Raw genomic sequence first — 25,585 nt, forward strand, 5'->3', positions numbered from 1 at the left:
GAACATAAGAGAGATTGATGCATACTCATCACTTCAGATTATTGGCCTATTACACTGAAATTGTTGAATGTGGGTCCATTCGTAGCGCCAGCCGAAAGTTAAATATTTCCCCTGCCGTCTTAAGCAAGGCCCTGTCGGATTTAGAAGAATATTTGGGAATGACCTTGTTAAAACGTGGAAAACGCAAGGTTGAAATCACCCCAGATGGCCAAAAAATTTATAATCATGCGCTGACCATGGTAGACGCCGCAGCCACCGCAGTTGATCTAGGTAAAAAAGAAAATGAAGACATATCCGGTGAGCTTAACATCACCTTACCAAGTGACTTATGCATATGTTGGTTACCGGAAATTCTAGACGGGTTTAAGGCGAAATATCCAAAAATCAAAACCTTCTTCGCGGCCCAGGACCAAACCATTGATCTTGGCACATCTAATTTTGATATCGCGGTCCGATCAAAACATAATATGCAAGAAAGTCAGGCAGCAGATATCTTTTTAAACTTGCCAGTTACGTTGACCTGTCATCCTGATCTGATCCCAAATCCGAAAGCTGATTTAGCAGAAATTCTGGCGAATGTGCCCTATATTGGGTTTTCACATGGCATTGTTGAAACACAGGTTAAAGGCCTCAATAAACGCACAGAACGTATTGAAACTTTCTCAGTGTCCCCTGAATTTTCAGTGAATGTAGGATATTTAACCAAGGAATTGGCGCGTGCAAAATTCGGGATTGCGCTCATTGTAGAAGCCACCATGAAACAAGATGAACTCAATGGCGATCTTGTCAAAGTTTCCCAAGATCATGACTTCGGCTATTTAGCCGTCAGATTGGTAACTAGAGATCGCCTGCATTCCCCAGCCGTTCGGGCCTTCATCAAATATGTAAAAGATCAATATGCGAGTATTATTCAAGACACAAAAGAAACAGAATAGCTTGACGAAACAAAATGTTCATTATATGTTCTTTTTCATCTTCTAAGAAAGGCGTCATAAATGACGCCTTCTCAGGAATAGCCTTACGGGATCATGTCTGTCGTGTGTGCGAATAAATTGTAGGGTTAGTACATTTATTCTGTCCTCAATGATTCTATTAGACTAGGTCGTTAGATACGTTGGTACGCTATTGCTTTTGCGACCACATCAAGGTCTCCAAAGACTTTCTAGAGTCGTCGCAAAAGCAACCTCCAAAAAGTCTCAATAAGGCAGATTTAAGCTAGCTAATTAGTATGGTAGTGGCAATTCTTTTTTACGAATTTCGTTTCTGATATCTCTTTCAATATTCCAATTCGTGAAACGAGGCCAAGTTTTTGGCGATTGCAACGCTTTTTTAAAGGCATTCATCTTTCTATGATTATATTTAAATAAATTTTTTAGCATATCATCAAACTTAGACTTTTCTGAAGCATTGAACTTGTCCCGAAGCTTTTCAAACACCTCCCATTTCCGTTCAAAATCAAGAAAAGGGCAACTCATGTAATCACAGAATATGATGAAATGATCCGCTGATCTAAGTTTGATTATGTTTTTCTCCAAAGCTGCTTCAGTATATAGGAGTATTTCATTTACCAAATCTTCATATTTATCGTTGCACTTTTTATCGGAGTTGGCTGTATAAATTAATGCAGTGGTGAATTTCATATGGAGGTTTTCAGTATCGTCACTACGCAAGGATATTAAACTTGAAAGCTTCTCTTCACTAAGCAGATTGTCTTGGCATAAATGCTTTATCATAATGAGAATGCTCATTTTCTCAGAAGTGTAATGCTCATTATCAGAATAGTTATCTAAAACAATATTCATTTCATCAAAAATATACTTCGAGATATGTGATAGAGTTTGGCGTTTTGATATTTCTGTATCTGATGATGATTTCTTCTTCAGCTCACTAAATATATTAACTAAAATGTCTGCTGAACGATGAACTGATCTAAAGCTTGTACTCATACACATTAAAAATGATATTACATCGATAAAGCGCTCAAGAAAGTCTTCTAACTCTTCAGCACTATATTCCGAAGATTTTATCTTGATCGCTTCTAAAACCGCTTTATGGCGGCTGTGTATTTCGTTAAGAACAAAATTATTAACATAAGAGAAATAAGTATCATTTTGCTTGATAATGCCTTTGATTTCATTGATTAGTTTTTTTGATTTAAACCTTTTTCCAACAATTAGGTCAGAAATGTTCTCCCTAGGAAGATACTCTTCAAAGCACTTTTTTAAGTTAACCTTGGCAACGCTAATGTTGGTCATAAATGGACGAGTTTGATGGATGTCTTTCGACTCATTTAGATAAAAATTGTACTTCCTAATCTCACTTGAAATAATTTCCGAGATTCGCTCGATATCTTTCAAATCTCTGCCGAAGATAAAGAAGTCATCCATATAACGTTTAATGTCGTAATCGACTTTATGTTGAAGTTCCCTGCCATCATTCTTAATCAAATTTTTGATTGATTGAAAAATACTCAAATCAATTCTTTGGAATATGATTTCACTGAAAATTCGAGAAACCTCTGGCCCAACGAGAATGCCATTAGTCTCATTATAGTTTGAACGTTGCATTAATTGATCAAACTTGGTCTCAAAATTATCAGGTCTTACTTCGATCTGAGATTTTGCAAATTCTTTGCTTGTAACCGCCCAAGCGATTGAATGAGTGTAAATACTGTAGAAGCATTTACTGACATCAACTCTTTTGTAATATGGGTATTTCTTCTCCAATCTTTGAAAGCTATCATGGGCGTAAAACTTGTGGAGCATTGCAAAGTCACCGTATGTAAAATATGTCCTAGCAACTTTGTCTTCATCTTCAGTGTCTAATGTTGATGCATCTGGACTACTAGTGTCAGGCTCATTTACCCCTCCATCTTCTTCCTGCTTAATCTCTTCTGCGTCTTTAATATAATAACAATCCGCAATCTTTCTCGGAGCGCGTATTGAATATGGACTTTTTGAACACTGGTGGATGATCAACTGATCAAAGTCTTTATAAAAATCGATAAATCGAAGTTGGGAGATAGGGTGGATGACGCTCATAAGGCGTCCATCTGAAACACCTTTAGGAATTGTAAACTCCATTGGTATTGTGAAGTCATTTGAAGACTTCCAAGATTCAACTATGCCTGCGTTGTTTTTGTTCTTTATATACTGATAGAAAAAATGATTGGTGAAATGAAATGGCATTTCATATGGCAGCAATTCCGTGAGGATGACACGGTCATAGTCAGTTTTTGAAATGTATTGCTTAGGCATGTTTCCAGCACTCAATGATTTCTTTGATACGTTCTTCTGTAAAGTTTTCGTGTTCCGTAAAGCGTTTTAAAAAGGAAAATTCATTTGTAGATATTGGTATTCTAGAAGTTGAAACCCTTTGAATAAGGTACCTATCTAAACCTCTTAATGGGGTAAGGTCATTCAAAAGAGGATAAGTAAATCGCAATCCACCTTTGAGTTGGTTGTTATGGTGTGCTGCTGTTTTATAATTCTGGTGTAATGGGTATGTGCCTGAGAGAAATTTCAATCGATCCTTTAGTAATTGGATATTAGGTGCTCTAAGAAAGTCGATTATAGCGATTTGAACTTTCCTTTTTACCCGATCAATTTTCTTCTCAGAAATTTGGATTTTTAAGGCTGATTGTTTCTTATTCGATTGTTTTTTCTTGTTATTTAGAATGTAGCGATATCCAAGAAAGTCGATTGAGACTGGCCGTTTCGAAGTGACTGATTTTATAGATGAGTAGTATGGAAGATGGTCTTTATGATCTATACTTGCATAGATGACCTGTTCTTTTTTGTTGAATTTAAGGCCTTTAGTAAGCTTTGCTTCCAATATACATTCTAGTTCAGCTTTGATTACATCTCTGTCTAAATGGCAGAAAATAATAATATCATCTACATATCTGGCATAAAAATAGATCCCATCAATCATCCTTATTTTCTTATCAAAATCACGTAATACATATTCCGAAAGTGTTGAGCTAATACTTAACCCCCTAGGCAATCCTTTATATTCTTTGAATTTTCTGAAAAGCTTCCTAAGAATAACTTTTGTTTCATTTGACAGAATTCTATCATCCAATAATTTGTCTTGCAGGGTGTTTAAGTTCACGTTTTCATAAAAACTTTTGATGTCGAGTTTAATAATTGTTCCGGTGAAATCTGACTGGAAAATCGATGAAATCTGTTTTGATATAGCATGTCGATCTGAGAAAGAGATTTTGAATACTCCACGCAAAGTTCTGTTTAATCTGCGAAGAGCTAGATCCGTATAAAAGCCGGTTCGAGCTTCAACTGAATATGTTGTTGTTTTAGTGCGATTGTGTTTGTAGCTATGAATGCCAGGAAAATCGAACTCATCCTTGCTAATCTGACTAGAGGCAAGTGTCGTGTAACGCAAGTAGCGCATAGATTTACTTGCGTTTATATCTTCTCTTAATTGATGGCGAATTAAGATCTTCCTATTAAGTGACTTATGAAGATTTTCTGCGCTAAACCGTTGATCTAACATTCTCTATCTGCTGAGTTATAAAATAAGGAAGGCAAATACTAAGTCAGAAAAATTACAATTTAAAGAGGAAATAAAAATATCCGCATTTCTTATGGGTGTTTTTATGCTCAAATTTATATTTAGAGCATTACTTATAAGCTTAATAAAACTGGAATAGGTAAGCGAAACATCCCCCTTATTTATGCCTACAGATTGACATTTGAATTGTCCTGAATTAGATAACCCGCATCTAAACAGCAGGCCTGTCCTGCGCTACTAATGAGTTTTTATGTTAGAGAATGTATCAAAGTAACCTCGCTTCTGGTTCGTGAAAGAAGCAATTAACGCAACGGATGCTATCGGCTGTGCTGTTTTTGTGCGTCTAACCGTTGCTAAGTTACTTTCAGCATAAAGACTAAAATCAATGAATATTTCAAAAGCTGAACAACGCGCTTTGCACGCGTTGGCACAAGGCGGTTGCATTCGATTTGAACGTGGCTCAAACGGTCACGTCACCGAAGTCACCTGCTTTAACCGTGATGGCTATGCCTTGGTCGGATTTTCAATAGAGGTTTTTAAAAAACTCAAAAAGAAAAAGCTGATCCGATCCAAAAAAGGACAAGCCTACCAAATTTCACATGAAGGGCGTTTAAACGTGAATGCCCAACTCGACAATCGATAGATCATATACTGGCTCAAACAGAGCCGGCACCATCACCTATTCCCAAGGGTTAAGTCTTCCATAGTCTTCACCCTTGGGAATATGTATTATAGTAAAGAAAGAAAAGCCATGAAACATAACAACGAAGATATTCAAACGCTCCAAAATCTTCATTTACTCGCATTTGGTGAAGAAGAAGGACCAATCATTTCAGACTTGGTAAAAGAATTTCTCCTACAGCCTGATACTATCTCTATTTCTATAGAGCGGGATAATATGGTTGCAGGAAATATCATCTTCACCCCGTTTCAAATGAAGGAGCACCCAGAAAAGAAATGTTATCTTCTGGCACCTATTGGGGTTCTACCTGAATTCCAAGGGCAAAAAATTGGTAAGGATTTGATCGAAAAAGGCGTTGAACATTTAAGATCAATCGGGGCGGATGCCGTATTCGTTCTAGGTTATCCCAAATATTATGCCGCCAATGGATTTGAACCAACACATATCCTGACACCTTATCCAGAACTCACAACATATCTGGAGGCATGGAAAATGCGTGAATTGAAAAAAGGCACGATGAATGGGATCAGCGGGGAAACAATTGCTATTGATCCATTTATGAAACCTGAACTTTGGGACACATCTGGTCGGCCTGAATAATCAAGGAATATAAGGGAGTAATTTATACTCCCTTATAACCTCATATTCTAAACTTCGTCATAACTTTATTAAATTATTATATTATTTTGTAGAAATATGTATTACAGTTCGCCTCACTTAATATAAAGACGTCGACAATTTGGTATGGGGATAAACCTTTTTCGTTGGCATGCATTACAAAAAAGGTCATAGAATGAGCCAGAAGGTCAAACAACTAGAAGAGAAGCTTCAACGTTTAAATATTGCATTAAGCAGATTATCAAAAGACAAAAAAGAAGCGAGACAAACACTTGTTGCCGATATCAAGAAAGTCCAACAAGAAATTGTCCTTGCCACCAGCGCACCTGCACAAAGTAATAAATCGGTTAATTTAACAACTATCATTTTAGGTTCCGTTTTAATCGCTGTTGCAATCGGCTTTATAAGCTTCTTCTCTACTGGTGGTTCATTGTAAGACTTGCAGAGAAGTTAAATCAGGTACCGATCTCACTTTTTACAAATATCTGATTTCCTAATTTTAAAAATCTGTTTAAACTGCTCAGCATGTTGAGAACACATCGCTTTTTTAGATATCTGATACTTGTGCCAGCACTTTTGCTGTTGGCCAGTTGTTATATGCCAAGTGCCTATCAACTGCGAATTCAAATTCTGCAGGATGGTCGCTTTGCCTATGAATATGAAGGTGATTTGCTTCATCTTAGATTTCTGTCAAAGCTTGGTCTTGGTGAAATACAACAAGGCAGTGCCGAAGAAATCGAATGGGCTGAAATTTATGAAAAAGATTTGCGCCGTGATGAAGGTTTCAGTGAAATCAAATATAAGGGCGAAGGTCGTTTCTTAGTCAAATTTCGCTTTAAAGGTAATATCAACGAATTACGCAGTTATCATTTTGTGCGTCGTAACGCCTGGTTTATGCGTATAGCTCGTACCGCACCAGGTGTTGTTGAATTAAAAAGCAACAAACTGCCTGAAAATTACCGCAAGGAATTAGAAGCTGGCGGCTTTATCCCATGGGGACGTATCCGCGTCTGGACAGATGCAGAGGTCACCTTTGAAAATGCGACAGCTGTAAGCGGTAGTGGTACACGTCTCTATGAATGGGCGATCCGATCCAGTGAAGACGAATTACCTCGTATGGTTATTGGCATAACGCCACAGCCTTAAAAACTATCCTATCTGTATATGCTTTTCTCATTTTTCAGCCTTTTCCTGATGGCTTTTTTGGCCGCGACAATATTACCCTTATCATCCGAAGCCCTGTTAATTGGTCTAATCCAAACGGAGCCAGAATGGATCTGGGGTCTGGTTGTCATGGCAAGCCTAGGTAATATCCTAGGATCAATCGTGAATTGGGTTTTAGGGCGATGGCTAATCCATTTTAAAGATCGAAAGTGGTTTCCTGTAAGTGAAAAATCCCTTCAAAAAGCAGAAGATCGCTTCAATAAATGGGGATGGCCCAGCTTATTATTAGCTTGGGTACCTGTTATTGGGGATCCATTAACTTTAATTGCAGGCGCCATGCATTTTTCTTTTCGGAAATTCATCATTCTCGTCACGATTTCCAAAGCAGGCCGATACATCATCCTCGCGTTGATACAGCATGAAATAATAAAAGTTTTCTAAAGCTTTACTTGACCAGAATTCATTCTAGTCGTTTACTTATCTTTAACTAAAATATTTCTATACTTGGATTTAAGAAAATTGGATAATTGGAGGCTATATGTCTTGGGATCAGCTTGTTCAAAAACAAGCAGATAAACTGGCAAAGCCAGAAATGACCCATATACTCTTTGCGGTTTCCAACCCAAAGAAATTCGAAGCCGTCCTTCCGGCTGTAAGATTGCGCGCTAAAGTCTCTGTCATTGATCAAGGCTGGGCCGCAGTGGAACATGGTGTTCAGGAAAAATATGATGCTGCCGTAATCGAAGCCGATATGCCTGGTATTACCGGTTTTGAAATCGTAAAACGCATACACGAAGAAAGAAAAGAAAAAGACCTTTCATCTCTACCAACCCTATTCATAGGCAATACAGAACAGGTTGCAGAAAGCCTAGATTTAATCCGGGAATTCTGTGAAAACAGTATGTCTGCTCCATTCCACCCGTCCCATTTCCTAAGCCAATTGTGGGAAGTTTGTGATGTGGCAGCAGAAGGCCATTGGTTAGAGCTAAACCCGCTTCAACAAAGCGTATTAAAAGTGACAAAAAGCTCTATCCGAAAAATGTTTGATGCAGAAAATACCAGCACCATCATCAAGCCGGAGCTTTATGAAGATTGTTCCCGCGTATTAGTTGAAGCCGCCGCCAATCGCGATCTGCGCAATGTTGTCGATATGCTGAAACGGCATCACGGTTACACTTTTGTGCATGTCTTAAAAGTGTCTTCTTTGATGACAATCTTTGGGGCAGAATTAGGGCTTGGGAAAACTGATATGGAACTGCTGGCCCAAGGCGGGTTAATGCATGACGTTGGAAAAAGAGATACACCAATTGAAATTTTGGAAAAACCAAGCCAACTTGATCCCCAAGAATGGGAAGAAATGCGTAAACATGTAACTTTGTCAGGATCCATATTACGTGCCTCTCCTGGTATTCCACAGGAAGTAATAAATATCGCTGAACGTCATCATGAAAAAATTGATGGGTCAGGTTACCCCTATGGCCTTAAAGGGGGCCAAATGGATGATTTAAGCTTAATATCAGCGATTATGGACATCTATTCCGCCCTCACCGATAAACGATCCTACAAGCAGGCCATGGTGCCACAAAAAGCCCTTTCCATTATGGATAACATGGTCGGTGATCATATCGAAGAAGGATTCTATTACCGTTTTAAGGAAATGGTATTGGATGGTTGTATGGGTGATGTCTAACATCTCCCCTTGGCCTGACTTGCTAATATCGACCTAATCCTATACATCAGCCCTGACTTGAAGATAAGCAAAAGAGGCCAATCCATGAATGATAATATCTCAACCACGGGTGTCAGCATTAACCAATTAGCTGTGGCCTTGGAACGTGTTGAACTTGCCATGCAAGGCAATGATGAGCTGAAAGAAGAATTGAAAACCATTAAAACCTCAATCCGTTCTTTGGAACATCTTCAACATGAAGGTAATGCGGCAATGTTGGGCTTAGCGGCAATCACAGCGGCAATGTTGCGAAACAATGTGATTTCCGATGCAGATATCCAACAGATGCTAGACGCATTAACCCCGCCTACGGATTTAGGTCAATTAAACCGCGAACGTGCCAATAGCCTTTACACAGCTATTGTAAACGCAGCGCAGGAACCAAAACCATCCTGATGATTATAGTCAACTAGTTTAATAAGTAGTCTAATACAGCATTCAGACGTTGGCGGCCCTCATTGGTCGCCAAAATTTTATCGTTACGTTGGGTAAGCAACCCCTCTTCACACAAGATATCTAACCGATCCTGTTGAAGAAAATCGCCAATTTCATTCAAACGAAAGACAGGCACGCCTTCTCGTAACCGCAATCCCATCATTAATGCTTCTTGAAATTGTTCTTGTGCATCAACCGAGACGATTTCGCGGGTTGCATGACCAAGGGATTGAACAGCATTCAACCATTTTTCTGGTAAACGATGACGAAGGACAGCAGATTTCTGCCCCTCTATTTTGAGGCGCCCATGGGCACCAGGCCCGATCCCGGCATAATCCTGATAGCGCCAATAAACCAAATTATGACGAGATTCCTGTCCCGGTTTCGCATGATTGGAAATTTCATAAGCTGGACGGCCAGAGGCTTCCATCATCTCTTGGGTTACCTCATAAAACTCGGCTGCCAAATCTTCATCCGGCATCATAAATTCACCAAGGCGATGTTTGGTATAGAAGGCGGTACCTTGTTCAATGGTTAATTGATAGAGGGAAAGATGATCCCCCGCTAAAGCCAGCGCATCCTTCAATTCTTCTCGCCAAGCTTGAATGGTTTGATTTGGGCGCGCATAGATCAAATCGAAACTGTAACGATCAAACAAATCACCCGCCAATTCAATGGCTTGGCGTGCTTGATCCACATTATGAAGGCGGCCTAAAAATTCCAAAACCTCTGGCTGTAGACTTTGCACGCCAAGGGAAAGACGGTTGACACCTGCATCGCGATACCCATGAAAACGGCCCACATCTACCGAGGTTGGGTTTGCTTCCAAAGTAATCTCTAAATCTTCTGCAACCTGCCAGCTGGATTTTGCTTTTTCAATAATTGCGCCAACCGTTTCGGGCGGCATTAGAGATGGTGTTCCGCCTCCAAAGAAGATGGATTTCAATTGGCGTGGACCTGCCTCTTGAATGGCATGATCCAATTCTTGCAACAAGGCAACACGCCATTGGTCTTGTTTAACCTGATCACGTACATGGGAATTGAAATCGCAATACGGGCATTTGGATTGGCAGAAAGGCCAATGCACATATAAGGCAATTTCAGACAGGTCAGACATGATAAATTGAATTAAGCCTTATGCGTCATCTGCGAAAACAAGTTCAACCAGTTTTTTAAAGGCATCTGCACGATGGCTCATTTCATGTTTACGCTGCGGTTCCATTTCCGCAAAAGTGATATCAAACCCCTTTGGTTGAAAAACAGGGTCATAGCCAAAGCCTTTATCCCCACGTGCTGGCCAGACAATATCACCTTCAACAAAGCCTTCTACGCAAGCTTCTTCGCCATCAGGCCAAACCAATGCCAAGGAACAAATGAAACGTGCAGTACGATTATCATTCTCCCCTAACTCATCATTTACTTTTTCCATGGCATAGTTGAAATCCCGTACGCCGTCTTTAACCGCCCAACGGGCAGAATAGATACCTGGTTTTCCATCTAATGCGTCAACTGCAAGACCGCTATCATCTGCTAAAGCTGGTAAACCAGAGGCCTTAGCAGAATGATGCGCTTTTAATAATGCATTTCCTTTAAAGGTTGCTTCGGTTTCTTCCGGTTCGGAAATTCCCAACTCACCTGCAGATGTAACTTCCACGCCATAAGGCTCCAGCAAAGCTGCAATCTCCGGAACCTTGCCTTTGTTATGAGTAGCAATAACCAGCTTTTGACCACGTAAAGATTTCATCTACCAAATACCTTATGCAGAAAGAGATTTCTCGATAGCAGCCTTTTGGGCATCTACTAATTCTTTAACGCCTTTTTTGGCAAGGCTCAGAAGTTTCAAGAACTCTTCTTCACTAAACGGGTCTTCTTCGGCGGTTCCTTGAATTTCCACGATACCGTTTTTATCTGTCAAAACGAAATTGGCATCTGCGCCAGCATTACTATCTTCCGGATAATCCAGATCTAAAACAGCTTCCCCTTCAAAAATACCACAAGAAATGGCTGCCACATGAGATTTCAATGGAATGTCTTCAATAACACCCAATTTTTTCAAATGTTCAAAAGCTAAATGAAGCGCCACATAACTGCCCGTAATAGCTGCTGTACGGGTACCACCATCTGCCTGGATCACATCACAATCCACACGTACCTGACGTTCTCCAAATCCGTCCATTACCGTAATCGCACGTAGACTACGCCCGATAAGGCGGGAGATTTCCTGTGTACGGCCACTCGCCGCAGTACGTTTACGATCCATACGGCTATGAGTGGAACGTGGCAACATTCCATATTCTGCTGTCACCCAGCCTTGACCAGAATTACGCAAAAATGGCGGTACATTGTCTTCCACAGTTGCGGTACATAAGACATGAGTATTTCCAAACTTCGCCAAACAGGATCCTTCCGCATAAGGGCTAAAATCCGGCTCCAGTTCAATCACACGCATTTCATCTAAAGCGCGACCGGAAGGGCGATGTGTTTCAGTCATAAAAATACTCCAAAATTAAACGAATATGCTAAACTGGCCTCTCTATAAGCTGCGAAAGCAGTTGGGACAAGCCTAACACGCTTGCAAAGCCGGAATAAACCTGCACTCTTACAAAAAATACAAATAATAACGTATAAGGATGGCCTTTTCATGATTTCAGACCTCAATGACCGATCCAGAGAAATATTAAAACTGGTCGTTGAATCCTACGTGGAAACAGGTGCACCTGTTGGTTCAAGAACCCTTTCTAAAAAACTTCATGAAAATATAAGCCCCGCCACTATTCGGAATGTCTTGGCGGATTTAGAAGAATATGGATTGCTTTATGCACCTCATGTCTCAGCCGGACGTCTGCCAACGGATCTTGGCATGCGCCTTTTTGTAGACGGAATCCTGGAAATCGGTAATCTAACGGACGAGGAACGCATTCAGATTGAAGCCCAATGTAAAACCAATGGCGCCTCTTATAATCAGGTTTTAGAACAAGCAGGCAATTTAATGTCTGGATTAAGCGCCTGTGCAGGTTTAGTTGTTGCCCCGAAAACAGAACAACAACGCCTGAAACATGTGGAATTTGTCAGTCTTGGACCAGGGCGCGCCTTAGTGGTAATGGTCACAGAAGAAGGTCAGGTGGAAAACCGGGTCCTTGATTTACCCGTTGGTGTAACCCCTTCTATATTGATAGAGGCCGGAAATTATTTATCTTCTAAGCTTATTGGTCAGAGTTTAACCGAAGCGAAAGCTGTTATTGCCAATGAAATCAGTTCCAACAAGGCCGCCATTCATGAGCTCTCTACAAAACTGGTCGAAGCCGGCCTTGCTACCTGGTCTGATACCAGTGATGACGGCGTGCTCATTGTACGAGGTCAGTCAAATTTATTGCAAGATATCAATGCTCTTGGTGATTTAGAAAATATCCGCACCCTTTTCACAGCACTTGAAACGAAAGAAAATCTACTTCGTTTAGTGGACCTCACGCAGGATGCAGATGGGGTTCAAATTTTTATCGGCGCTGAAAATGAGCTATTTTCTGTGACCGGCTGTTCAATGATTATTTCCCCTTATCGCAACAGTGAAGAACAGATCATCGGTACCATCGGTGTGGTCGGACCAACACGTATGAATTATGCCCGCATTATTCCCATGGTGGATTATACAGCAAAAGTTGTCAGTGAAATGTTGCGTCAGAAGTAAGGACACCCTATATAAACGGCAAGAAGTCGTAATTTGCGCAGAACCAAATTTTAGTTGAAAAGTCTGCAGTTTTAGGCTGAATAGCTGCTGTTGAATATTTCAACCAGATATCAAGATGTTTAAAAAGAGATCTAAAAAGATGATGGACCAAGAAAATCCTGTGGAAAATCAAGAAACTGAAGCTACTGCTGAGGAAGTTGCAGTTGAAGAAAATGTAGCTGTAACAGAAGAAAACGGTTTTGAAGTTATTGAAAAACTACAAGCCGAAAATGCAGAGCTGAAAGATCGTTTGATGCGTGCTTTGGCTGAAGTGGAAAATATTCGCCGCCGCACAGATAAAGAAAAAACCGATATGGCGAAATATGCCGTCAGCCCCTTAGCCAAAGAATTGATGCCTGTTGCTGATAACCTACAACGCGCTATGGAATCTTTGTCTGATGAAGCAAAAGAAGCTGCAGATGAACAAATTAAAACATTTATCACTGGCGTGGAAATGACAGAGAAAATGTTACAAGACGCTTTTGGCAAAAACAAAATCGAATATATAAACCCTGAAGGTGAAAAATTTGATTACAAACTTCATCAAGCCATGACTGAAGTTGAAAATTCAGGTCAGCCTGCAGGTACCGTAGTTCATGTGATGCAGCCAGGTTATGTCTTAAATGAGCGTTTGTTGCGTCCTGCTATGGTTGCTGTAGCCAAGGGCACACCCGAAGAAAAACCAGATAATGTAGAATCTGTAGATACGACTGCATAATCTAATTTCTAATTAGAAATAGCTATAAACCCAACCATTACAATTGGTTGGGTTTTTTTATACCTATCCCCCCAAATTTTATGGATATTTTAATTAATAATATCAGATATTTATAAATTATATCTTCTTAAATTAGCAATTTTACCTTTTTATCAATGAATTAATCAGTTAAAAAAACGCTGAGGATCGAAATAATATTGTCTGGTGAGGGGGATTATCGGCAATGAAATATTTAACTAAAATTCCGTCTGCGTCTTTTAAAAAGGGCCTATTGATCTGCGGTTTTTCTGCATTTCTGAGCGGTTGTGTCGTTTATACCGTTTTTGGTGTAGGTAAAGAGTTTAATGACGCCTATCTAGCTGGAAATTGGAGCCAAGCTGCTCTGGTTTATGAAAGTGACCCAGCCTTCTTTAAACAAAATGCTGACCTGGCTGGCTTCACTCCGCAACTGGACCATATAGCGCAAGAATTAAACAAAAACCTGGCAAGCCGTTTAGAAGTACATAGAAATAAATTGGATAGTCAGGTATGGCCTCAACGGGCTGAAGATTGGGTTGTCACCAAAAACTTCCTAGAAGAATCTGAAACAATTCTAACGGAATATAATCAATATTCCTTATTAAAAGAACCACAATATCGAAATACAGACTTTGATGTCTATGCGAAAGACTTAGAAACATTTAGAGATCAAATTACAGATACAGCACCAGAGGCATTTGCGGATTTTGATCATTTTGACAGCAAAGATTTCTTTAAAGAATATCCTGTTTTTCTTGCTAAATCTAAATTCATTTCAGCTAATTTTGATAAAATTGAAGATGATATTACCAATGCAAATGTTGCTCAATTTGAGACATTTCTAGGAAAATATGCCCTTAACAAGGAATTGGTAAGTGCAACAGCAGCCAAGGTTGAAAAAGCCTATCTAAATGCCTTGGTTATGGAAAAAACAGGTGGACGCGATCCGGATTTGATGGAAACCTGGGAAATCTATCAAAGCGCGGAAAACAAAGGTATTAAATCACGTAAATATCTGCGTGACAGCATTACAATGATCGAGATTCCGAGCCGGGATCGAATTGGACAAACCGCCATTGATTTTCCGATTTCAGTCGAAAAAGAAAAGAATGTTTTAAATAGATCTATCAATCTTGAAAAAGTTCTATCAGATGACGCTGTTCAAAATGCCCGATATGTAGTGATTGTTGATTTGGCGGCAGCGATTTCCACATCTAAGGATCAAGGGAAAACAAAATCTCAATCACGTTATTATACGCATTCTGATTGGCTGCCTAATCCTGACTATGCAGCTGCGCAACAAGAAGTTAATGCGGCACAATTAGGGCTTCAACAAGCACAAGCCGCCTATCAACAAGCCTTACAACAGCAACAATTGAATAGTTATAACACTGGTTATGATAGCGGTTGGGGTGCTGTTTTTGCTTCTGCAGTGACTTCTGTTGTAAGTATTTCAGGCGTTACCAGTGCTGAAGAACGTTTGAACGAGGCTAATAATCGTTTGGCGAATACACCTATTCAAGTGGAACATAAACGTTATACACCTTATCAATATCAACGCGTTACGGTTGGTGCGGAAAAGCAAGCAAGCGTGAATTATTTTGTCCTTGACCGAAGCACAAATAAATATGTTCAAGGCACGTTGAGTAAGAAAAACAATAAAAGCTTTATCGTGCTTGAAGATTTAAATCAGCAAGATCCAGATTTATCTTCTATCAAAAAAGGAGCTGTAACTCGCGATGAGCTGGCAAATTGGTTAGAAGAACCTGAAACGGTTACTTTTGACGATGTGATTGCTGACTATCGCCAACGCCGACGTCAGGGCTCGAAACTGCCTGCTGATGTGTTGGTTCAACAAGACTTATTTGATCAACGCAACAAAGCAATCAAAGTCGCTTTGGCCAATACATCTAACAAACAAACAACCGTGGTAGAAGCCGCCGCCGTCACAGCTAAAACAACTAATTTGGGTTATGGACGTATCACCGATTATAACTTCCCACGCGGCAAAGTGAATAACGATGCCTATGCAGTACTCGTTGGTGTCCGTGATTATGATAACAAAGATATTCCACCTGTCGATTTTGCCCTAAATGATGCCGATGCCATCAAACAATATTTGATCAAGACACGTGGGTTTAAGGAAGAAAATGTAATCGTTCTTGAAAACCCAAATCAGTCTGACCTCATGTCTCATTTTGGTAGTGAAAGCAATCATAAAGGCAAGCTGTATGACAGTGTAACACGTCGAGGCATGAAAGATATTTTTGTCTTTTATTCCGGCCATGGCATACCGACAGATGAAGGTACAGGGGTGATGTTGCCAAAAGATGCAGATCCGCAAAAACCAGAATTTACTGGTTATGCTCTTAGTACATTGGTGAAAAACCTAAATAAGCTAAATAATGTTAATATTACTCTAGCTGTGGATGCGTGTTTCTCTGGTGTTTCTGCAGGCGGTACTTTAGTTAAATCTGCCTCCCCACTATATTTGGGGTCAAACTCATCTAGCCTAACTTTGACCAATGGCACTATTTTCACAGCTGCGGACGGGAAAGAAATTGCCTCATGGGATACTGATGTACGCCTTGGTTTATTTACCAAACATCTACTTGAAGGTTTTGTTGGTAAAGCTGACAAAGTTGGCAATAAAGATGGTAAAGTCAATGTGGCAGAAATGCTTGAATATCTGCGTGATGCCGTGGGTGAAGAAGCGGATCGTCGCTTTAATCGCCGTCAAACCCCTCAGGTATTTGGTAATACCCGTGCGGTCGTGAATGAAGCTGTTAATCACGATTTTGAAACAATCCAAGCGTTGATGAAAATCTCAAACTAGCGTTCATTTCAGTCTTTCACTCTGAATTATGAAAGACATTATGGATAGATAATTAGGGGACAAAGAATAATTTCTTTGTCCCTTTTTTATAAATACAGCTTATAAATAGCCTCCGAATAATAACATAAAATACAGAGATGACATACTATACTACCATTTTTATATGTTATTTTATTAAAATTACATATTGTTTCTTGACCTTGTTTATTCCTTCACTAAAAATACGTGTAATTTACTTTGGGGGGTGGATGTTGTGAGCTTGGAAATAAAATCAAGCCTTTTACAGGAATTGTATGATCATTGGTATGATCTAAATGCCGGAGGAATCCCTCTGGAGAACCAACTTGACCCATCTTCGTTTCCAAAGAAATTATTTCCCTTCATTTCCTTATATGAAGTCACGCAAGAACCGAGACGATATTATGCCAAAATTGTTGGAAATGGCCTTATTCATTTTGCGAATGTAGATTATAGAAATAAATATTTGGATGAACTTCCTATATTTAACCTTCTAAGTGAAATCATTGACTGGTATGACGTCTGTGTTGACGAAGAAATAGCGTCAGTGAAACAGCTCCCCTTTAAGGCAATCAATGATGAAGACCTACCTGCCGAACGCCTGTTCTTACCCTATAAAAATACGGACGGCCAAATATCAAAGTTCATTGCGGCAAGTATGTTGGAAGTTCATCTCAAGACACACACCTTACCCTGATATAGTCTTCAAAAATGGATATGTGTCCTAAAGGCACAAGTCATGTTTCTTGACCAAGTAATCGCTTTCCCTGATAACTAGCCTTCTAACTACAGAAAATAAGTGGGTAAATGCTATGAAATGGTATGGGTTAAAAGAAAAAATTACTAATAAGGAATTTTGGCACTCGCCCGAAGGATGTTTGATCATTCTGGCATCTGCTATGCCCTTGGCTTTTACCACTTGGATGACATTGCTCAACAATTTCACCATTGAAAAAGCAGCTTTCACAGGGACAGAGATTGGTATTTTACAATCTCTTCGCGAAGTACCTGGTTTTCTGGCTTTTGCAGCTGTTTTCCTTCTTCTTTTTATGCGAGAACGTACTCTGGCCATTACATCCATGCTGCTGTTAGGTGGCGGCGTATTTATTACAGGCTTCTTCCCGTCAGCCATGGGCCTTTATATCACAACCGTCATTATGTCTATTGGCTTTCATTATTATGAAACCATGCAAATGTCTTTGACATTACAATGGATGAGCAAGGATGAAGCGCCAAAATCCATGGGACGTCAAACAGCTGCACGATCTTTCACATCCCTTATTGCTTATGCCATGATCTGGATTGTGATGGAATTTATGGGGCTGGATTATGCCTGGGTTTATGCTGCGGGTGGCGGGTTGTGTATTATGCTTACTCTGTATGTGATCTTTGCCTTACCAAACCACAAGCCCGTGGAAGAGCAGCATAAGAAAATGATCTTACGAAAACGCTATTGGCTTTTCTATGCCCTCACTTTTATGGGGGGTGCACGTCGTCAGATTTTCGTGGTATTTGCAGGCTTCTTGATGGTGGAAAAATTCGGCTATGATGTCGCAACCATTACCCTATTATATCTTGCCAATCATGTAATCAGCATGTGGTTTGCCCCAAAAGTAGGCCAATGGATCGCCAAATGGGGGGAAAGACGTGCCTTGATCGTAGAATATATCGGTTTGATCCTTGTTTTTGTAGGCTATGGCCTTACTGAATCCGCAGAAATCGCCGCGGGTTTATATGTTCTGGATCATCTCTTCTTTGCTTTTGCGATCGCCCAACGTAGTTATTTCCAAAAAATTGCCGATCCAAAAGACATTGCATCGACTGCGGGCGTAAGCTTTTCAATCAATCATATTGCCGCCATTGGTATCCCATTCCTCTTCGGATATTTCCTATGGTCCGAAAGCCCTGCTTTTGTTTTCTATGCAGGCGCAATTATGGCGGTTATCTCATTGATTTTGGCCTTAAATGTACCTCATGACCCAAAAGAAGGAAATGAAGTCGTCATTGGACATGTGAAGCCAACCCCTGTTGCGGCAGAATAATTTTTAGAATTATTACAAGGTAAATCAAGGTGTTACCGCGATGCAAAATTAATTTTTGTGCGATTGATCTAGCGCAATGATTTCTACGTTCGCAACACCTATATTCCGATCAGTTTTTATGGTAATTTGTTACCGAAGAGGATTTTACAATGGCTGATGCTTTGAAACCTATTTTGCTCGTACTTGCAGGCCTAGTCGTTATTTTAATTTACGCTGCAACCTTCTTCTTTAAATTAGAAATCGGTGTTTGGGCGGGCGTATTGCTTTTACCACTTATGTCTTTGCAAATTTATATCTGGGCCAGATAACGACCCATAGAGAATATATTGAATGAAAAAAGCAGGCGGCTTGCTAAAAGCGCCTGCTTTTGTGTATTTAATACATATGGAAAAGGCAGACGAAATGTCTGCCAAATACAAATCCTATTTTTCAGGGCGTAACATACCCTTCATGGCGCGCTTGCCCAGGATATGTACATGCAAGTGCGGGACTTCCTGAAATGCATCAGCCCCGTGATTAGCAATCAGGCGATATCCACTTTCATTTACACCGGCAAGACGGGCTACATGGCCAACTGCTTTGACATATCCCGCCATTTCAGCATCAGATGCTTTTTCAGAAAAATCATCCCAGGAAATATAGGCACCTTTCGGAATGACCAAGACATGACAAGGAGCCTGAGGCGCAATATCATTAAATGCCAAAGCATAATCGTCTTCATAAACCTTGTCGCAAGGGATTTCCCCACGCAGGATTTTGGCGAAAATATTTTGATCATCATAGGCCATTGCCCAACTCCCTTATTTGAATAGAAATCTTAATCTTTCGGACGAGATGCTTTTTCATCAATGCCGGAAATCCCCTGACGTTTAGCAAGTTCCGCAAAAACATCATTCGGTTTTACCCCTTGATCTGCCCAAAGCACCATCAAATGATAGAGTAGATCTGCAGATTCAGAAGTCAAAGCTTTTTGGTTACCCGTAATAGATTCAATCACCACCTCAGTCGCTTCTTCACCGACTTTCTGTGCGATTTTTTCAATCCCTTTGGTAAACAGTTTTGCTGTATAGGAAGTTGACGGATCATCTCCCTTACGGCTCTCAATCACTTTAAACAGTTCATCTAGAACCAATGCATTTATTTCAGACATATGGACCTCTTACATATCCAGATGTTTATCATTCACAGGGCGCATATTCAGGCCAGCTGCGGCCATATGCGCTTTGGCTTCGGCAATTGTATATTCCCCGAAATGGAAAATAGACGCGGCTAGAACCGCAGAGGCATGACCCAAAGTCACCCCTTCCACCAGATGATCCAGATTACCCACACCACCAGACGCGATAATCGGCACAGAAACCGCATCAGCAATGGCGCGGTTCATTTCATTGTTAAAACCTGCTTTAGTACCATCACGATCCATGGAGGTCACAAGCAATTCACCTGCCCCTAAAGAAACCATGCGTTTTGCCCATTCAATGGCATCAATACCTGTCGGATTACGACCCCCATGAGTGAAGATTTCCCATTTACCCGGCGCAACCGTTTTTGCATCAATAGCCACCACGATACATTGGGAACCAAACTTTTCCGCCGCCACTTTCACAAAGTCCGGATTATGAACCGCTGCCGTATTGATGGAAACCTTATCCGCACCCGCCAATAACAATTTACGGATATCTTCCGGTTCTCGCACACCACCACCTACGGTCAACGGCATAAAGATCGCCTCTGCCGTGCGGCTAATCACATCATACATGGTTTCGCGATTGTCAGAACTGGCCGTAATATCAAGGAAAGTTAATTCATCCGCCCCAGCGGCATCGTATATCTTAGCCTGCTCTACCGGATCGCCTGCATCTTTCAAACCAACGAAATTCACGCCTTTTACAACGCGTCCGTCTTTCACATCCAGACAAGGAATTACACGTGTTGTCAGCATTTCCTTAGTCCTTTAACAATTTCAAGGCAGATGCGATATCAATACGTCCGTCATAAAGCGCACGACCGGAAATCACACCACTGATATTCCCTGCGGCTTTCAATGCAGATAAATCATCCAGATTAGACACACCACCAGAGGCAATGATCGGAATGCTCACATGATTTGCCAATTTAGATGTTGCTTCTGTATTGGGTCCCTGCATCGCACCGTCACGTTCAATATCCGTATAGATAATTGCTGCAACGCCTGCATCTTCGAATTTCTTTGCAAGATCTAGGGCTGTGATCTCAGTCACCTCAGCCCAGCCTTCAACAGCTACAAAACCATCACGCGCATCGATCCCAACAGCCACCTTACCCGGTAACTCTTTACAGGCTTCAATCACCACGGAGGGATCTTTAATCGCCACTGTACCCAAAATAACACGGCTTAGACCGCGTTCTACCCAATCAACGGCCTGTGCCACAGAACGGATACCGCCACCCAATTGAACAGGCATGGAAGAAGCCTTTAAAATACCATCAACTGCATCTGCATTCACAGGCTTGCCTTCAAAGGCACCATTGAGATCAACCACATGAAGCCATTCAGCCCCCTCATCTGCAAAAGCCTTGGCTTGGGCTGCCGGATCATCGTTGAAAACTGTGGCAACATCCATGTCACCGCGCAACAAACGTACGCATTCGCCATCTTTTAAATCAATAGCCGGATATAAAATCATCTTTCAGTTTCCTTACAATTATGGCTTCCAGCCAAGAAAGTTCTTAATTAAGCGCAAACCAGTTTCCTGACTTTTTTCAGGATGGAATTGAGTTCCGACAATATTATCACGCCCGATCACGGCAGTAATCGTTTGGCCATAAGGTGTGGTTGCCAATAAATGATCCGCATTATCCGGCACATAATGATAGCTATGCACAAAATAGGCATAAGCCCCATGGTTCAGATCATCTAAAACCGGATGACGGCTTTCATCCACACCATGCAATTCATTCCATCCCATATGCGGGATTTTCAAACTAGCGTCATCTGGCTCAATAGCCTTCACATGACCCGGGATCCAGTTCAACCCTTCAGTTCCACCAAATTCTTCGCCAATGGTTGCAAGCAATTGCATTCCCACACAAATTCCAAGGAAGGGTCGCCCAGCTTCGATCACTGTTTTTTGTAAAGCATCTTCCATACCTTCAACAGCACGTAAACCAGCACGACAATCTGCATAAGCCCCAACACCCGGTAACACTATATGATCTGCGGCTTCCACCACTTTTGGATCCGAAGTCACAATCACTTTTTCATCGCTCATCCGTTCAAACGCTTTCGCCGCTGAACGAAGATTACCAGAGCCATAATCAATAATGGCAACAGTCATTTATCTAATTTCCTTAAACTAATATTATAAGGAACCGCCAAGGGTACCTTTGGTAGATGGAATTTCATCAGCTTTGCGCGGGTCAATTTCCCAAGCCATACGCAGGGCACGCGCTAATGCTTTATAGATACTTTCGATGATATGATGTTGGTTTTCGCCATAGATATTTTCAACATGCAAGGTTACACCCGCAGATTGACTAAATGCCGCAAACCACTCCTTGAACAATTCGGTGTCGAAATCCCCGATCTTGTCACGGGTAAATTTCACATTCCAGATCAAATAAGGACGGTTAGAGAAATCCAGCGCCACACGGCTTAGTGTTTCATCCATTGGCACATAGCTGTGTCCATAGCGGGTCAATCCTTTGCGATCACCCAACGCTTTGCTCACGGCTTCACCGATCACATAACCTGTATCTTCAACGGTATGATGAAAATCGATATGTAAATCCCCTTGGGCCCGTAAATGCAAATCCATCAGGCTATGTCGGCTAAGCTGTTCCATCATATGATCAAAAAACCCGATGCCTGTTTCAACATCATAGGTTCCTTTGCCCTCTAGATTCACATTTGCGGAAATCCGGGTTTCATTTGTGTTACGCTCTACACTTGCCTGACGCATTAGTTTAAATCCTGAAATTAATTTTTTTACAAAATTCGTCTCCCGACAAATAATCTTTGTCGGGCAAGCTACAAATGCCCCTAAAATTCGCAAAAAACAAGGACATTCGATCATTTCAAGATGTTTTTTAACTTGTATATTCAAGTGATTAGATGGGGAAATTAAAGTTATTTCATCGATTAATGGATTGTTTTTCTATACAAAATCTAATCCATTCCCTGTTTTCCTAGCATTCAGGCATTGACCAAACGGGTAATCTGTCCCATATCCCATGACATGACTGATAATACTTATGATCCCGTATATAACGCCCATGGCGCCCCTGTATTTCACGGCACCACAATTTTATCCGTTCGCAAAGAAGGAAAAGTTGTTATCGCTGGTGATGGTCAGGTCAGCCTTGGAAATACCGTATTCAAACCAAATGCCAAAAAAGTACGCCCCATTGCAGGTGGCAAAGTGCTTGTTGGATTTGCCGGTGCAACGGCCGATGCCTTTACATTGGTGGAACGTTTGGAAGCTAAATTGGAACAATTTCCAAATCAATTGACCCGTGCCTGCGTAGAATTAGCAAAAGATTGGCGGACAGATCGCTATCTTCGTAAATTAGAAGCCATGCTTGCAGTTGTGGATAAAGATGTATCCTTAATCGTATCCGGTACAGGTGATGTGATTGAACCTCATGATGGCATTATCGGTATTGGATCCGGTGGGCATTTTGCCTTATCTGCAGCCCGTGCCCTGATTGATGTAGACGGCTTGGATGCAGAAGAAATCGTGCGTAAGTCCATGCAGGTGGCTGGCGATATCTGTATCTACACAAATAATAATATCACCCTTGAAAGCTTATAAGAGAGTTTCAAATGACATCCTTTTCTCCAAGAGAGATCGTATCTGAACTGGACCGCTACATTGTAGGGCAAAATGATGCGAAACGTGCAGTGGCAATTGCCCTGCGTAACCGCTGGCGCCGTCAACAATTGACAGGTGACATGCGCGAAGAAGTCCTTCCTAAAAATATCCTAATGATTGGACCAACAGGTTGCGGTAAAACCGAAATCGCACGTCGTCTGGCAAAATTGGCTAATGCACCATTCATTAAAGTGGAAGCAACCAAATTTACCGAAGTTGGTTATGTGGGCCGTGATGTGGAACAAATCATCCGTGATATGGTGGAAGTTGCTATTACCATGGCCACAGAACAACAAAAAGCCTCTGTGAAAAACCGTGCGGAAGCCAACGCAGAGAACCGTGTGTTGGATGCACTAGTAGGTGAGAATGCCACCGAAGCCACCCGTGACAGTTTCCGCAAGAAATTGCGTGATGGCTTGTTAGATGACAAAGAAATTGAAATCAGCGTGAAAGATAACAGCACATTATCTATGCCATCCATGGATATCCCGGGCATGCCAGGCGCCTCTATGGGGATGATGAATTTGGGTGATCTTTTAGGTGACAGTTTTGGCGGTCGCAAACGCACCCGTAAACTAACTGTTGCTGAATCACATGAAATTCTAATCAGTGAAGAAGCTGACAAAATTGTCGATCATGACAAGATCACCGAAGAAGCTTTGGAAAATGTGCAACAAAACGGCATCGTTTTCATTGATGAGATTGACAAAATTACCATCCGTTCTGACCGTCAGGGCGGCGATGTATCCCGTGAAGGTGTACAACGTGACCTCTTACCATTAATCGAAGGCACGTCCGTCAGCACCAAACATGGTACCGTGAAGACAGATCATATCTTGTTTATTACATCCGGTGCTTTCCATCAGGCAAAACCATCTGATTTATTGGCAGAATTACAAGGTCGCTTGCCGATCCGTGTGAATCTGAACCCGCTTTCCGAAGAAGATTTCGACCGCATCTTACGCGAACCGGAAAACAGCCTGATCAAGCAATATATCGCTTTGATGGGTACGGAAGATGTGACATTGGATTTCAAAGACGATGCCATCAAACGTGTTGCGGAATTGGCTGCGGAAATCAATCAGACCGTGGAAAATATTGGCGCCCGTCGCCTGCATACGGTTCTGGAACGCTTGCTTGAAGAAATCAGCTTCACCGCCACAGATCGTTCCGGTGAAACCATTGAAATTACGTCTGAAATGGTCACCGAACGTGTTGCTGAACTGGCCCAAGATACAGATTTAAGTAAATTTATCCTCTAAGGATATTTTATAAATCATAAAGATAAAAGCCGCTCATAACTGGGCGGCTTTTTGTGTTCTTTGAGCAAAATGATCTGTCAAAAATGGTGTTGTAGGATCAAGGGTAACCTCTAGAATATTTCTAATATATAAATCTGCACCCCAGTGCTTCGAATCTAGTTCACTTTCCATGTCCAACAAAACCGTTGAGCCTGTATATTTGTCTATAAGCAGATATCCAGAGAGATTAACATCATAAGATGTATCTTTATTCTCTTCACTAGTGACTTGTGTTATCCCCTCAAATTCTAGTTTGATACTAGGTCGAGAGTTCCATATTGTTTCTCCAGCAATTATTGCAGCCAGAACTGTTTTTTCAGCGGCCTCTTTATCTCCCAGATAAATTTCAGTTTCCCCTTTTTTAAGTTCATTTTCCCCCATAGGAATGGTCAAAATATTAAACAGCGTCCACAAACCTCGTTGAGCAATTTGTAATGCCTTACCTTCTTTATTTTTGTCTTTGTCTATAAGTGCAAAATCAATAATTTGTCCCAAATTGTTTTTACTACAGCTAATCAGTGTTGCCTTAACCGGATTGATATCATTGTCAGGCCAAGCCGTTGTATGTTGTAAATTACGCCAAAAAGCCATCTGCATCTTTGAATTTGATTCAAAGTCATAGATTTTTTCATGCATAACGCCATGGCTAGATTTTGAGTCTAGTTTACCCCTTAAATTAAACACTTCTCGCAAACGAGGGGTATGTACATATGTAGACCAGATAACATCTGCATTCTTGTAACTTCGAAACTTCTGCTTAAAAGATGTTGAAATTTCAGATAATTCCCCATGATATTCTGTAGAGTTAAAATGTTTTGAAACATCCATTACATTAAGACTGCTACTGGCGTGACTACATGCGACTAAAAAAATCGATACGGTTAAAACAAGAATTTTGTACATAATTCCCCCACAAC

28 protein-coding genes are annotated in these 25,585 nt (G+C 41.0%); 16 read left to right on the forward strand and 12 right to left on the reverse strand.

Going from position 1 to position 25,585, the window contains the following annotated elements; genetic code table 11:
- Positions 1 to 17: 17 nt before the first annotated feature.
- Positions 18 to 935, forward strand: coding sequence for a LysR family transcriptional regulator (locus ACOQOA_RS09605; RefSeq protein WP_420548424.1), 918 nt, complete (start codon positions 18 to 20; stop codon positions 933 to 935).
- A 288-nt stretch (positions 936 to 1,223) separates the two neighbouring features.
- Here the strand turns inward: ACOQOA_RS09605 and drt3b are convergent, their stop codons facing one another.
- Both drt3b and drt3a read right to left on the reverse strand, forming a co-directional pair.
- Positions 1,224 to 3,257 carry an antiviral reverse transcriptase Drt3b gene (drt3b, locus tag ACOQOA_RS09610; RefSeq protein ID WP_420548425.1) on the reverse strand — a complete coding sequence of 678 codons (2,034 nt, stop codon included), beginning with the start codon at positions 3,255 to 3,257 and terminating at the stop codon, positions 1,224 to 1,226.
- Complete coding sequence (gene drt3a / locus ACOQOA_RS09615) at positions 3,250 to 4,512, reverse strand: antiviral reverse transcriptase Drt3a (protein WP_420548426.1); 1,263 nt, start codon at positions 4,510 to 4,512, stop codon at positions 3,250 to 3,252. Before drt3a ends, drt3b begins: the two co-directional genes overlap by 8 nt.
- Before the next feature lie 403 nt (positions 4,513 to 4,915).
- On the opposite strand from drt3a, the gene ACOQOA_RS09620 reads away from it, so the two are divergent.
- The 7 genes from ACOQOA_RS09620 (at position 4,916) to ACOQOA_RS09650 (ending at position 9,119) form a co-directional block, all read left to right on the forward strand.
- Entirely contained in the window at positions 4,916 to 5,173 is a 258-nt protein-coding gene (locus ACOQOA_RS09620) for a YjhX family toxin (RefSeq protein WP_155156776.1), read from the forward strand.
- A 108-nt stretch (positions 5,174 to 5,281) separates the two neighbouring features.
- Complete coding sequence (locus ACOQOA_RS09625; protein WP_420548427.1) at positions 5,282 to 5,812, forward strand: GNAT family N-acetyltransferase; 531 nt, start codon at positions 5,282 to 5,284, stop codon at positions 5,810 to 5,812.
- Positions 5,813 to 6,005: 193 nt separating this feature from the next.
- Complete coding sequence (locus ACOQOA_RS09630; protein ID WP_420548428.1) at positions 6,006 to 6,266, forward strand: hypothetical protein; 261 nt, start codon at positions 6,006 to 6,008, stop codon at positions 6,264 to 6,266.
- A gap of 128 nt (positions 6,267 to 6,394) precedes the next feature.
- Complete coding sequence (locus ACOQOA_RS09635) at positions 6,395 to 6,976, forward strand: hypothetical protein (RefSeq protein WP_420548429.1); 582 nt, start codon at positions 6,395 to 6,397, stop codon at positions 6,974 to 6,976.
- A gap of 48 nt (positions 6,977 to 7,024) precedes the next feature.
- Positions 7,025 to 7,435: a YqaA family protein gene (locus ACOQOA_RS09640; protein WP_420548430.1), complete on the forward strand. Its 411-nt coding sequence runs from the start codon at positions 7,025 to 7,027 to the stop codon at positions 7,433 to 7,435.
- A 97-nt stretch (positions 7,436 to 7,532) separates the two neighbouring features.
- Positions 7,533 to 8,684, forward strand: a complete 1,152-nt coding sequence (locus ACOQOA_RS09645) for an HD domain-containing phosphohydrolase (RefSeq protein WP_420548431.1) — start codon at positions 7,533 to 7,535, stop codon at positions 8,682 to 8,684.
- An 84-nt stretch (positions 8,685 to 8,768) separates the two neighbouring features.
- Entirely contained in the window at positions 8,769 to 9,119 is a 351-nt protein-coding gene (locus ACOQOA_RS09650) for a hypothetical protein (RefSeq protein ID WP_420548432.1), read from the forward strand.
- 13 nt (positions 9,120 to 9,132) lie between these two features.
- Here ACOQOA_RS09650 and hemW read toward each other — a convergent pair whose 3' ends face one another.
- The 3 genes from hemW to rph are packed head-to-tail and all read right to left on the reverse strand — an operon-like array spanning position 9,133 to position 11,649.
- Positions 9,133 to 10,275: a radical SAM family heme chaperone HemW gene (gene hemW, locus ACOQOA_RS09655; RefSeq protein ID WP_420548433.1), complete on the reverse strand. Its 1,143-nt coding sequence runs from the start codon at positions 10,273 to 10,275 to the stop codon at positions 9,133 to 9,135.
- 18 nt (positions 10,276 to 10,293) lie between these two features.
- Positions 10,294 to 10,902 carry an RdgB/HAM1 family non-canonical purine NTP pyrophosphatase gene (gene rdgB, locus ACOQOA_RS09660; protein WP_420548434.1) on the reverse strand — a complete coding sequence of 203 codons (609 nt, stop codon included), beginning with the start codon at positions 10,900 to 10,902 and terminating at the stop codon, positions 10,294 to 10,296.
- Between the two features lie 12 nt (positions 10,903 to 10,914).
- A complete protein-coding gene (rph, locus tag ACOQOA_RS09665) occupies positions 10,915 to 11,649 on the reverse strand; it encodes a ribonuclease PH (RefSeq protein ID WP_420548435.1) in 735 nt (244 codons plus the stop codon).
- 150 nt (positions 11,650 to 11,799) lie between these two features.
- On the opposite strand from rph, the gene hrcA reads away from it, so the two are divergent.
- From hrcA to ACOQOA_RS09695, 6 genes are all read left to right on the forward strand, one after another.
- The gene (hrcA, locus tag ACOQOA_RS09670; RefSeq protein WP_420548436.1) at positions 11,800 to 12,843 is read left to right on the forward strand and encodes a heat-inducible transcriptional repressor HrcA; all 1,044 of its coding nucleotides are present in this window, start codon (positions 11,800 to 11,802) and stop codon (positions 12,841 to 12,843) included.
- A 139-nt stretch (positions 12,844 to 12,982) separates the two neighbouring features.
- Positions 12,983 to 13,600 (forward strand): nucleotide exchange factor GrpE, encoded by a 618-nt coding sequence (grpE, locus tag ACOQOA_RS09675; protein WP_420548437.1) that lies wholly within the window; start codon positions 12,983 to 12,985, stop codon positions 13,598 to 13,600.
- Between the two features lie 223 nt (positions 13,601 to 13,823).
- Positions 13,824 to 16,454, forward strand: a complete 2,631-nt coding sequence (locus tag ACOQOA_RS09680; RefSeq protein WP_420548438.1) for a caspase family protein — start codon at positions 13,824 to 13,826, stop codon at positions 16,452 to 16,454.
- A 253-nt stretch (positions 16,455 to 16,707) separates the two neighbouring features.
- The gene (locus ACOQOA_RS09685) at positions 16,708 to 17,169 is read left to right on the forward strand and encodes a hypothetical protein (RefSeq protein WP_420548439.1); all 462 of its coding nucleotides are present in this window, start codon (positions 16,708 to 16,710) and stop codon (positions 17,167 to 17,169) included.
- Positions 17,170 to 17,284: 115 nt separating this feature from the next.
- Positions 17,285 to 18,514: an MFS transporter gene (locus tag ACOQOA_RS09690; protein ID WP_420548440.1), complete on the forward strand. Its 1,230-nt coding sequence runs from the start codon at positions 17,285 to 17,287 to the stop codon at positions 18,512 to 18,514.
- Between the two features lie 149 nt (positions 18,515 to 18,663).
- A complete protein-coding gene (locus ACOQOA_RS09695; protein WP_420548441.1) occupies positions 18,664 to 18,822 on the forward strand; it encodes a hypothetical protein in 159 nt (52 codons plus the stop codon).
- 114 nt (positions 18,823 to 18,936) lie between these two features.
- Here the strand turns inward: ACOQOA_RS09695 and ACOQOA_RS09700 are convergent, their stop codons facing one another.
- The 6 genes from ACOQOA_RS09700 to hisB are packed head-to-tail and all read right to left on the reverse strand — an operon-like array spanning position 18,937 to position 22,455.
- A complete protein-coding gene (locus ACOQOA_RS09700; RefSeq protein ID WP_155153370.1) occupies positions 18,937 to 19,302 on the reverse strand; it encodes a histidine triad nucleotide-binding protein in 366 nt (121 codons plus the stop codon).
- A 29-nt stretch (positions 19,303 to 19,331) separates the two neighbouring features.
- Positions 19,332 to 19,664 (reverse strand): phosphoribosyl-ATP diphosphatase, encoded by a 333-nt coding sequence (locus tag ACOQOA_RS09705; RefSeq protein ID WP_420548442.1) that lies wholly within the window; start codon positions 19,662 to 19,664, stop codon positions 19,332 to 19,334.
- Positions 19,665 to 19,673: 9 nt separating this feature from the next.
- Complete coding sequence (gene hisF, locus ACOQOA_RS09710; RefSeq protein WP_155153372.1) at positions 19,674 to 20,456, reverse strand: imidazole glycerol phosphate synthase subunit HisF; 783 nt, start codon at positions 20,454 to 20,456, stop codon at positions 19,674 to 19,676.
- Between the two features lie 4 nt (positions 20,457 to 20,460).
- Complete coding sequence (hisA, locus tag ACOQOA_RS09715) at positions 20,461 to 21,180, reverse strand: 1-(5-phosphoribosyl)-5-[(5-phosphoribosylamino)methylideneamino]imidazole-4-carboxamide isomerase (protein ID WP_420548443.1); 720 nt, start codon at positions 21,178 to 21,180, stop codon at positions 20,461 to 20,463.
- An 18-nt stretch (positions 21,181 to 21,198) separates the two neighbouring features.
- Entirely contained in the window at positions 21,199 to 21,831 is a 633-nt protein-coding gene (gene hisH, locus ACOQOA_RS09720) for an imidazole glycerol phosphate synthase subunit HisH (RefSeq protein WP_420548444.1), read from the reverse strand.
- Between the two features lie 24 nt (positions 21,832 to 21,855).
- On the reverse strand, positions 21,856 to 22,455 hold the full coding sequence (hisB, locus tag ACOQOA_RS09725; protein WP_155153375.1) for an imidazoleglycerol-phosphate dehydratase HisB: 600 nt from the start codon (positions 22,453 to 22,455) through the stop codon (positions 21,856 to 21,858).
- Positions 22,456 to 22,731: 276 nt separating this feature from the next.
- Between hisB and hslV the strand changes: the two genes are divergently transcribed.
- Both hslV and hslU read left to right on the forward strand, forming a co-directional pair.
- Positions 22,732 to 23,307 (forward strand): ATP-dependent protease subunit HslV, encoded by a 576-nt coding sequence (gene hslV / locus ACOQOA_RS09730; protein ID WP_420548445.1) that lies wholly within the window; start codon positions 22,732 to 22,734, stop codon positions 23,305 to 23,307.
- Between the two features lie 11 nt (positions 23,308 to 23,318).
- Complete coding sequence (gene hslU, locus ACOQOA_RS09735) at positions 23,319 to 24,629, forward strand: ATP-dependent protease ATPase subunit HslU (protein ID WP_420548446.1); 1,311 nt, start codon at positions 23,319 to 23,321, stop codon at positions 24,627 to 24,629.
- 33 nt (positions 24,630 to 24,662) lie between these two features.
- Here the strand turns inward: hslU and ACOQOA_RS09740 are convergent, their stop codons facing one another.
- Positions 24,663 to 25,571 carry a hypothetical protein gene (locus tag ACOQOA_RS09740; RefSeq protein WP_420548447.1) on the reverse strand — a complete coding sequence of 303 codons (909 nt, stop codon included), beginning with the start codon at positions 25,569 to 25,571 and terminating at the stop codon, positions 24,663 to 24,665.
- Between the last annotated feature and the right edge of the window lie 14 nt (positions 25,572 to 25,585).

This window comes from Curvivirga sp. (assembly GCF_965219885.1).
In the GTDB taxonomy this organism is placed as follows: domain Bacteria; phylum Pseudomonadota; class Alphaproteobacteria; order UBA8366; family Aestuariispiraceae; genus Curvivirga.

Coding starts and splice junctions, on each gene's coding strand:
- ACOQOA_RS09605 (WP_420548424.1), top strand. CDS start 18: ATGCATACTCATCACTTCAGATTATTGGCCTATTACACTGAAATTGTT.
- drt3b (WP_420548425.1), bottom strand. CDS start 3,257: ATGCCTAAGCAATACATTTCAAAAACTGACTATGACCGTGTCATCCTC.
- drt3a (WP_420548426.1), bottom strand. CDS start 4,512: ATGTTAGATCAACGGTTTAGCGCAGAAAATCTTCATAAGTCACTTAAT.
- ACOQOA_RS09620 (WP_155156776.1), top strand. CDS start 4,916: ATGAATATTTCAAAAGCTGAACAACGCGCTTTGCACGCGTTGGCACAA.
- ACOQOA_RS09625 (WP_420548427.1), top strand. CDS start 5,282: ATGAAACATAACAACGAAGATATTCAAACGCTCCAAAATCTTCATTTA.
- ACOQOA_RS09630 (WP_420548428.1), top strand. CDS start 6,006: ATGAGCCAGAAGGTCAAACAACTAGAAGAGAAGCTTCAACGTTTAAAT.
- ACOQOA_RS09640 (WP_420548430.1), top strand. CDS start 7,025: ATGGCTTTTTTGGCCGCGACAATATTACCCTTATCATCCGAAGCCCTG.
- ACOQOA_RS09645 (WP_420548431.1), top strand. CDS start 7,533: ATGTCTTGGGATCAGCTTGTTCAAAAACAAGCAGATAAACTGGCAAAG.
- ACOQOA_RS09650 (WP_420548432.1), top strand. CDS start 8,769: ATGAATGATAATATCTCAACCACGGGTGTCAGCATTAACCAATTAGCT.
- hemW (WP_420548433.1), bottom strand. CDS start 10,275: ATGTCTGACCTGTCTGAAATTGCCTTATATGTGCATTGGCCTTTCTGC.
- rdgB (WP_420548434.1), bottom strand. CDS start 10,902: ATGAAATCTTTACGTGGTCAAAAGCTGGTTATTGCTACTCATAACAAA.
- rph (WP_420548435.1), bottom strand. CDS start 11,649: ATGACTGAAACACATCGCCCTTCCGGTCGCGCTTTAGATGAAATGCGT.
- hrcA (WP_420548436.1), top strand. CDS start 11,800: ATGATTTCAGACCTCAATGACCGATCCAGAGAAATATTAAAACTGGTC.
- grpE (WP_420548437.1), top strand. CDS start 12,983: ATGATGGACCAAGAAAATCCTGTGGAAAATCAAGAAACTGAAGCTACT.
- ACOQOA_RS09680 (WP_420548438.1), top strand. CDS start 13,824: ATGAAATATTTAACTAAAATTCCGTCTGCGTCTTTTAAAAAGGGCCTA.
- ACOQOA_RS09690 (WP_420548440.1), top strand. CDS start 17,285: ATGAAATGGTATGGGTTAAAAGAAAAAATTACTAATAAGGAATTTTGG.
- ACOQOA_RS09695 (WP_420548441.1), top strand. CDS start 18,664: ATGGCTGATGCTTTGAAACCTATTTTGCTCGTACTTGCAGGCCTAGTC.
- ACOQOA_RS09700 (WP_155153370.1), bottom strand. CDS start 19,302: ATGGCCTATGATGATCAAAATATTTTCGCCAAAATCCTGCGTGGGGAA.
- ACOQOA_RS09705 (WP_420548442.1), bottom strand. CDS start 19,664: ATGTCTGAAATAAATGCATTGGTTCTAGATGAACTGTTTAAAGTGATT.
- hisF (WP_155153372.1), bottom strand. CDS start 20,456: ATGCTGACAACACGTGTAATTCCTTGTCTGGATGTGAAAGACGGACGC.
- hisA (WP_420548443.1), bottom strand. CDS start 21,180: ATGATTTTATATCCGGCTATTGATTTAAAAGATGGCGAATGCGTACGT.
- hisH (WP_420548444.1), bottom strand. CDS start 21,831: ATGACTGTTGCCATTATTGATTATGGCTCTGGTAATCTTCGTTCAGCG.
- hisB (WP_155153375.1), bottom strand. CDS start 22,455: ATGCGTCAGGCAAGTGTAGAGCGTAACACAAATGAAACCCGGATTTCC.
- hslV (WP_420548445.1), top strand. CDS start 22,732: ATGACTGATAATACTTATGATCCCGTATATAACGCCCATGGCGCCCCT.
- hslU (WP_420548446.1), top strand. CDS start 23,319: ATGACATCCTTTTCTCCAAGAGAGATCGTATCTGAACTGGACCGCTAC.
- ACOQOA_RS09740 (WP_420548447.1), bottom strand. CDS start 25,571: ATGTACAAAATTCTTGTTTTAACCGTATCGATTTTTTTAGTCGCATGT.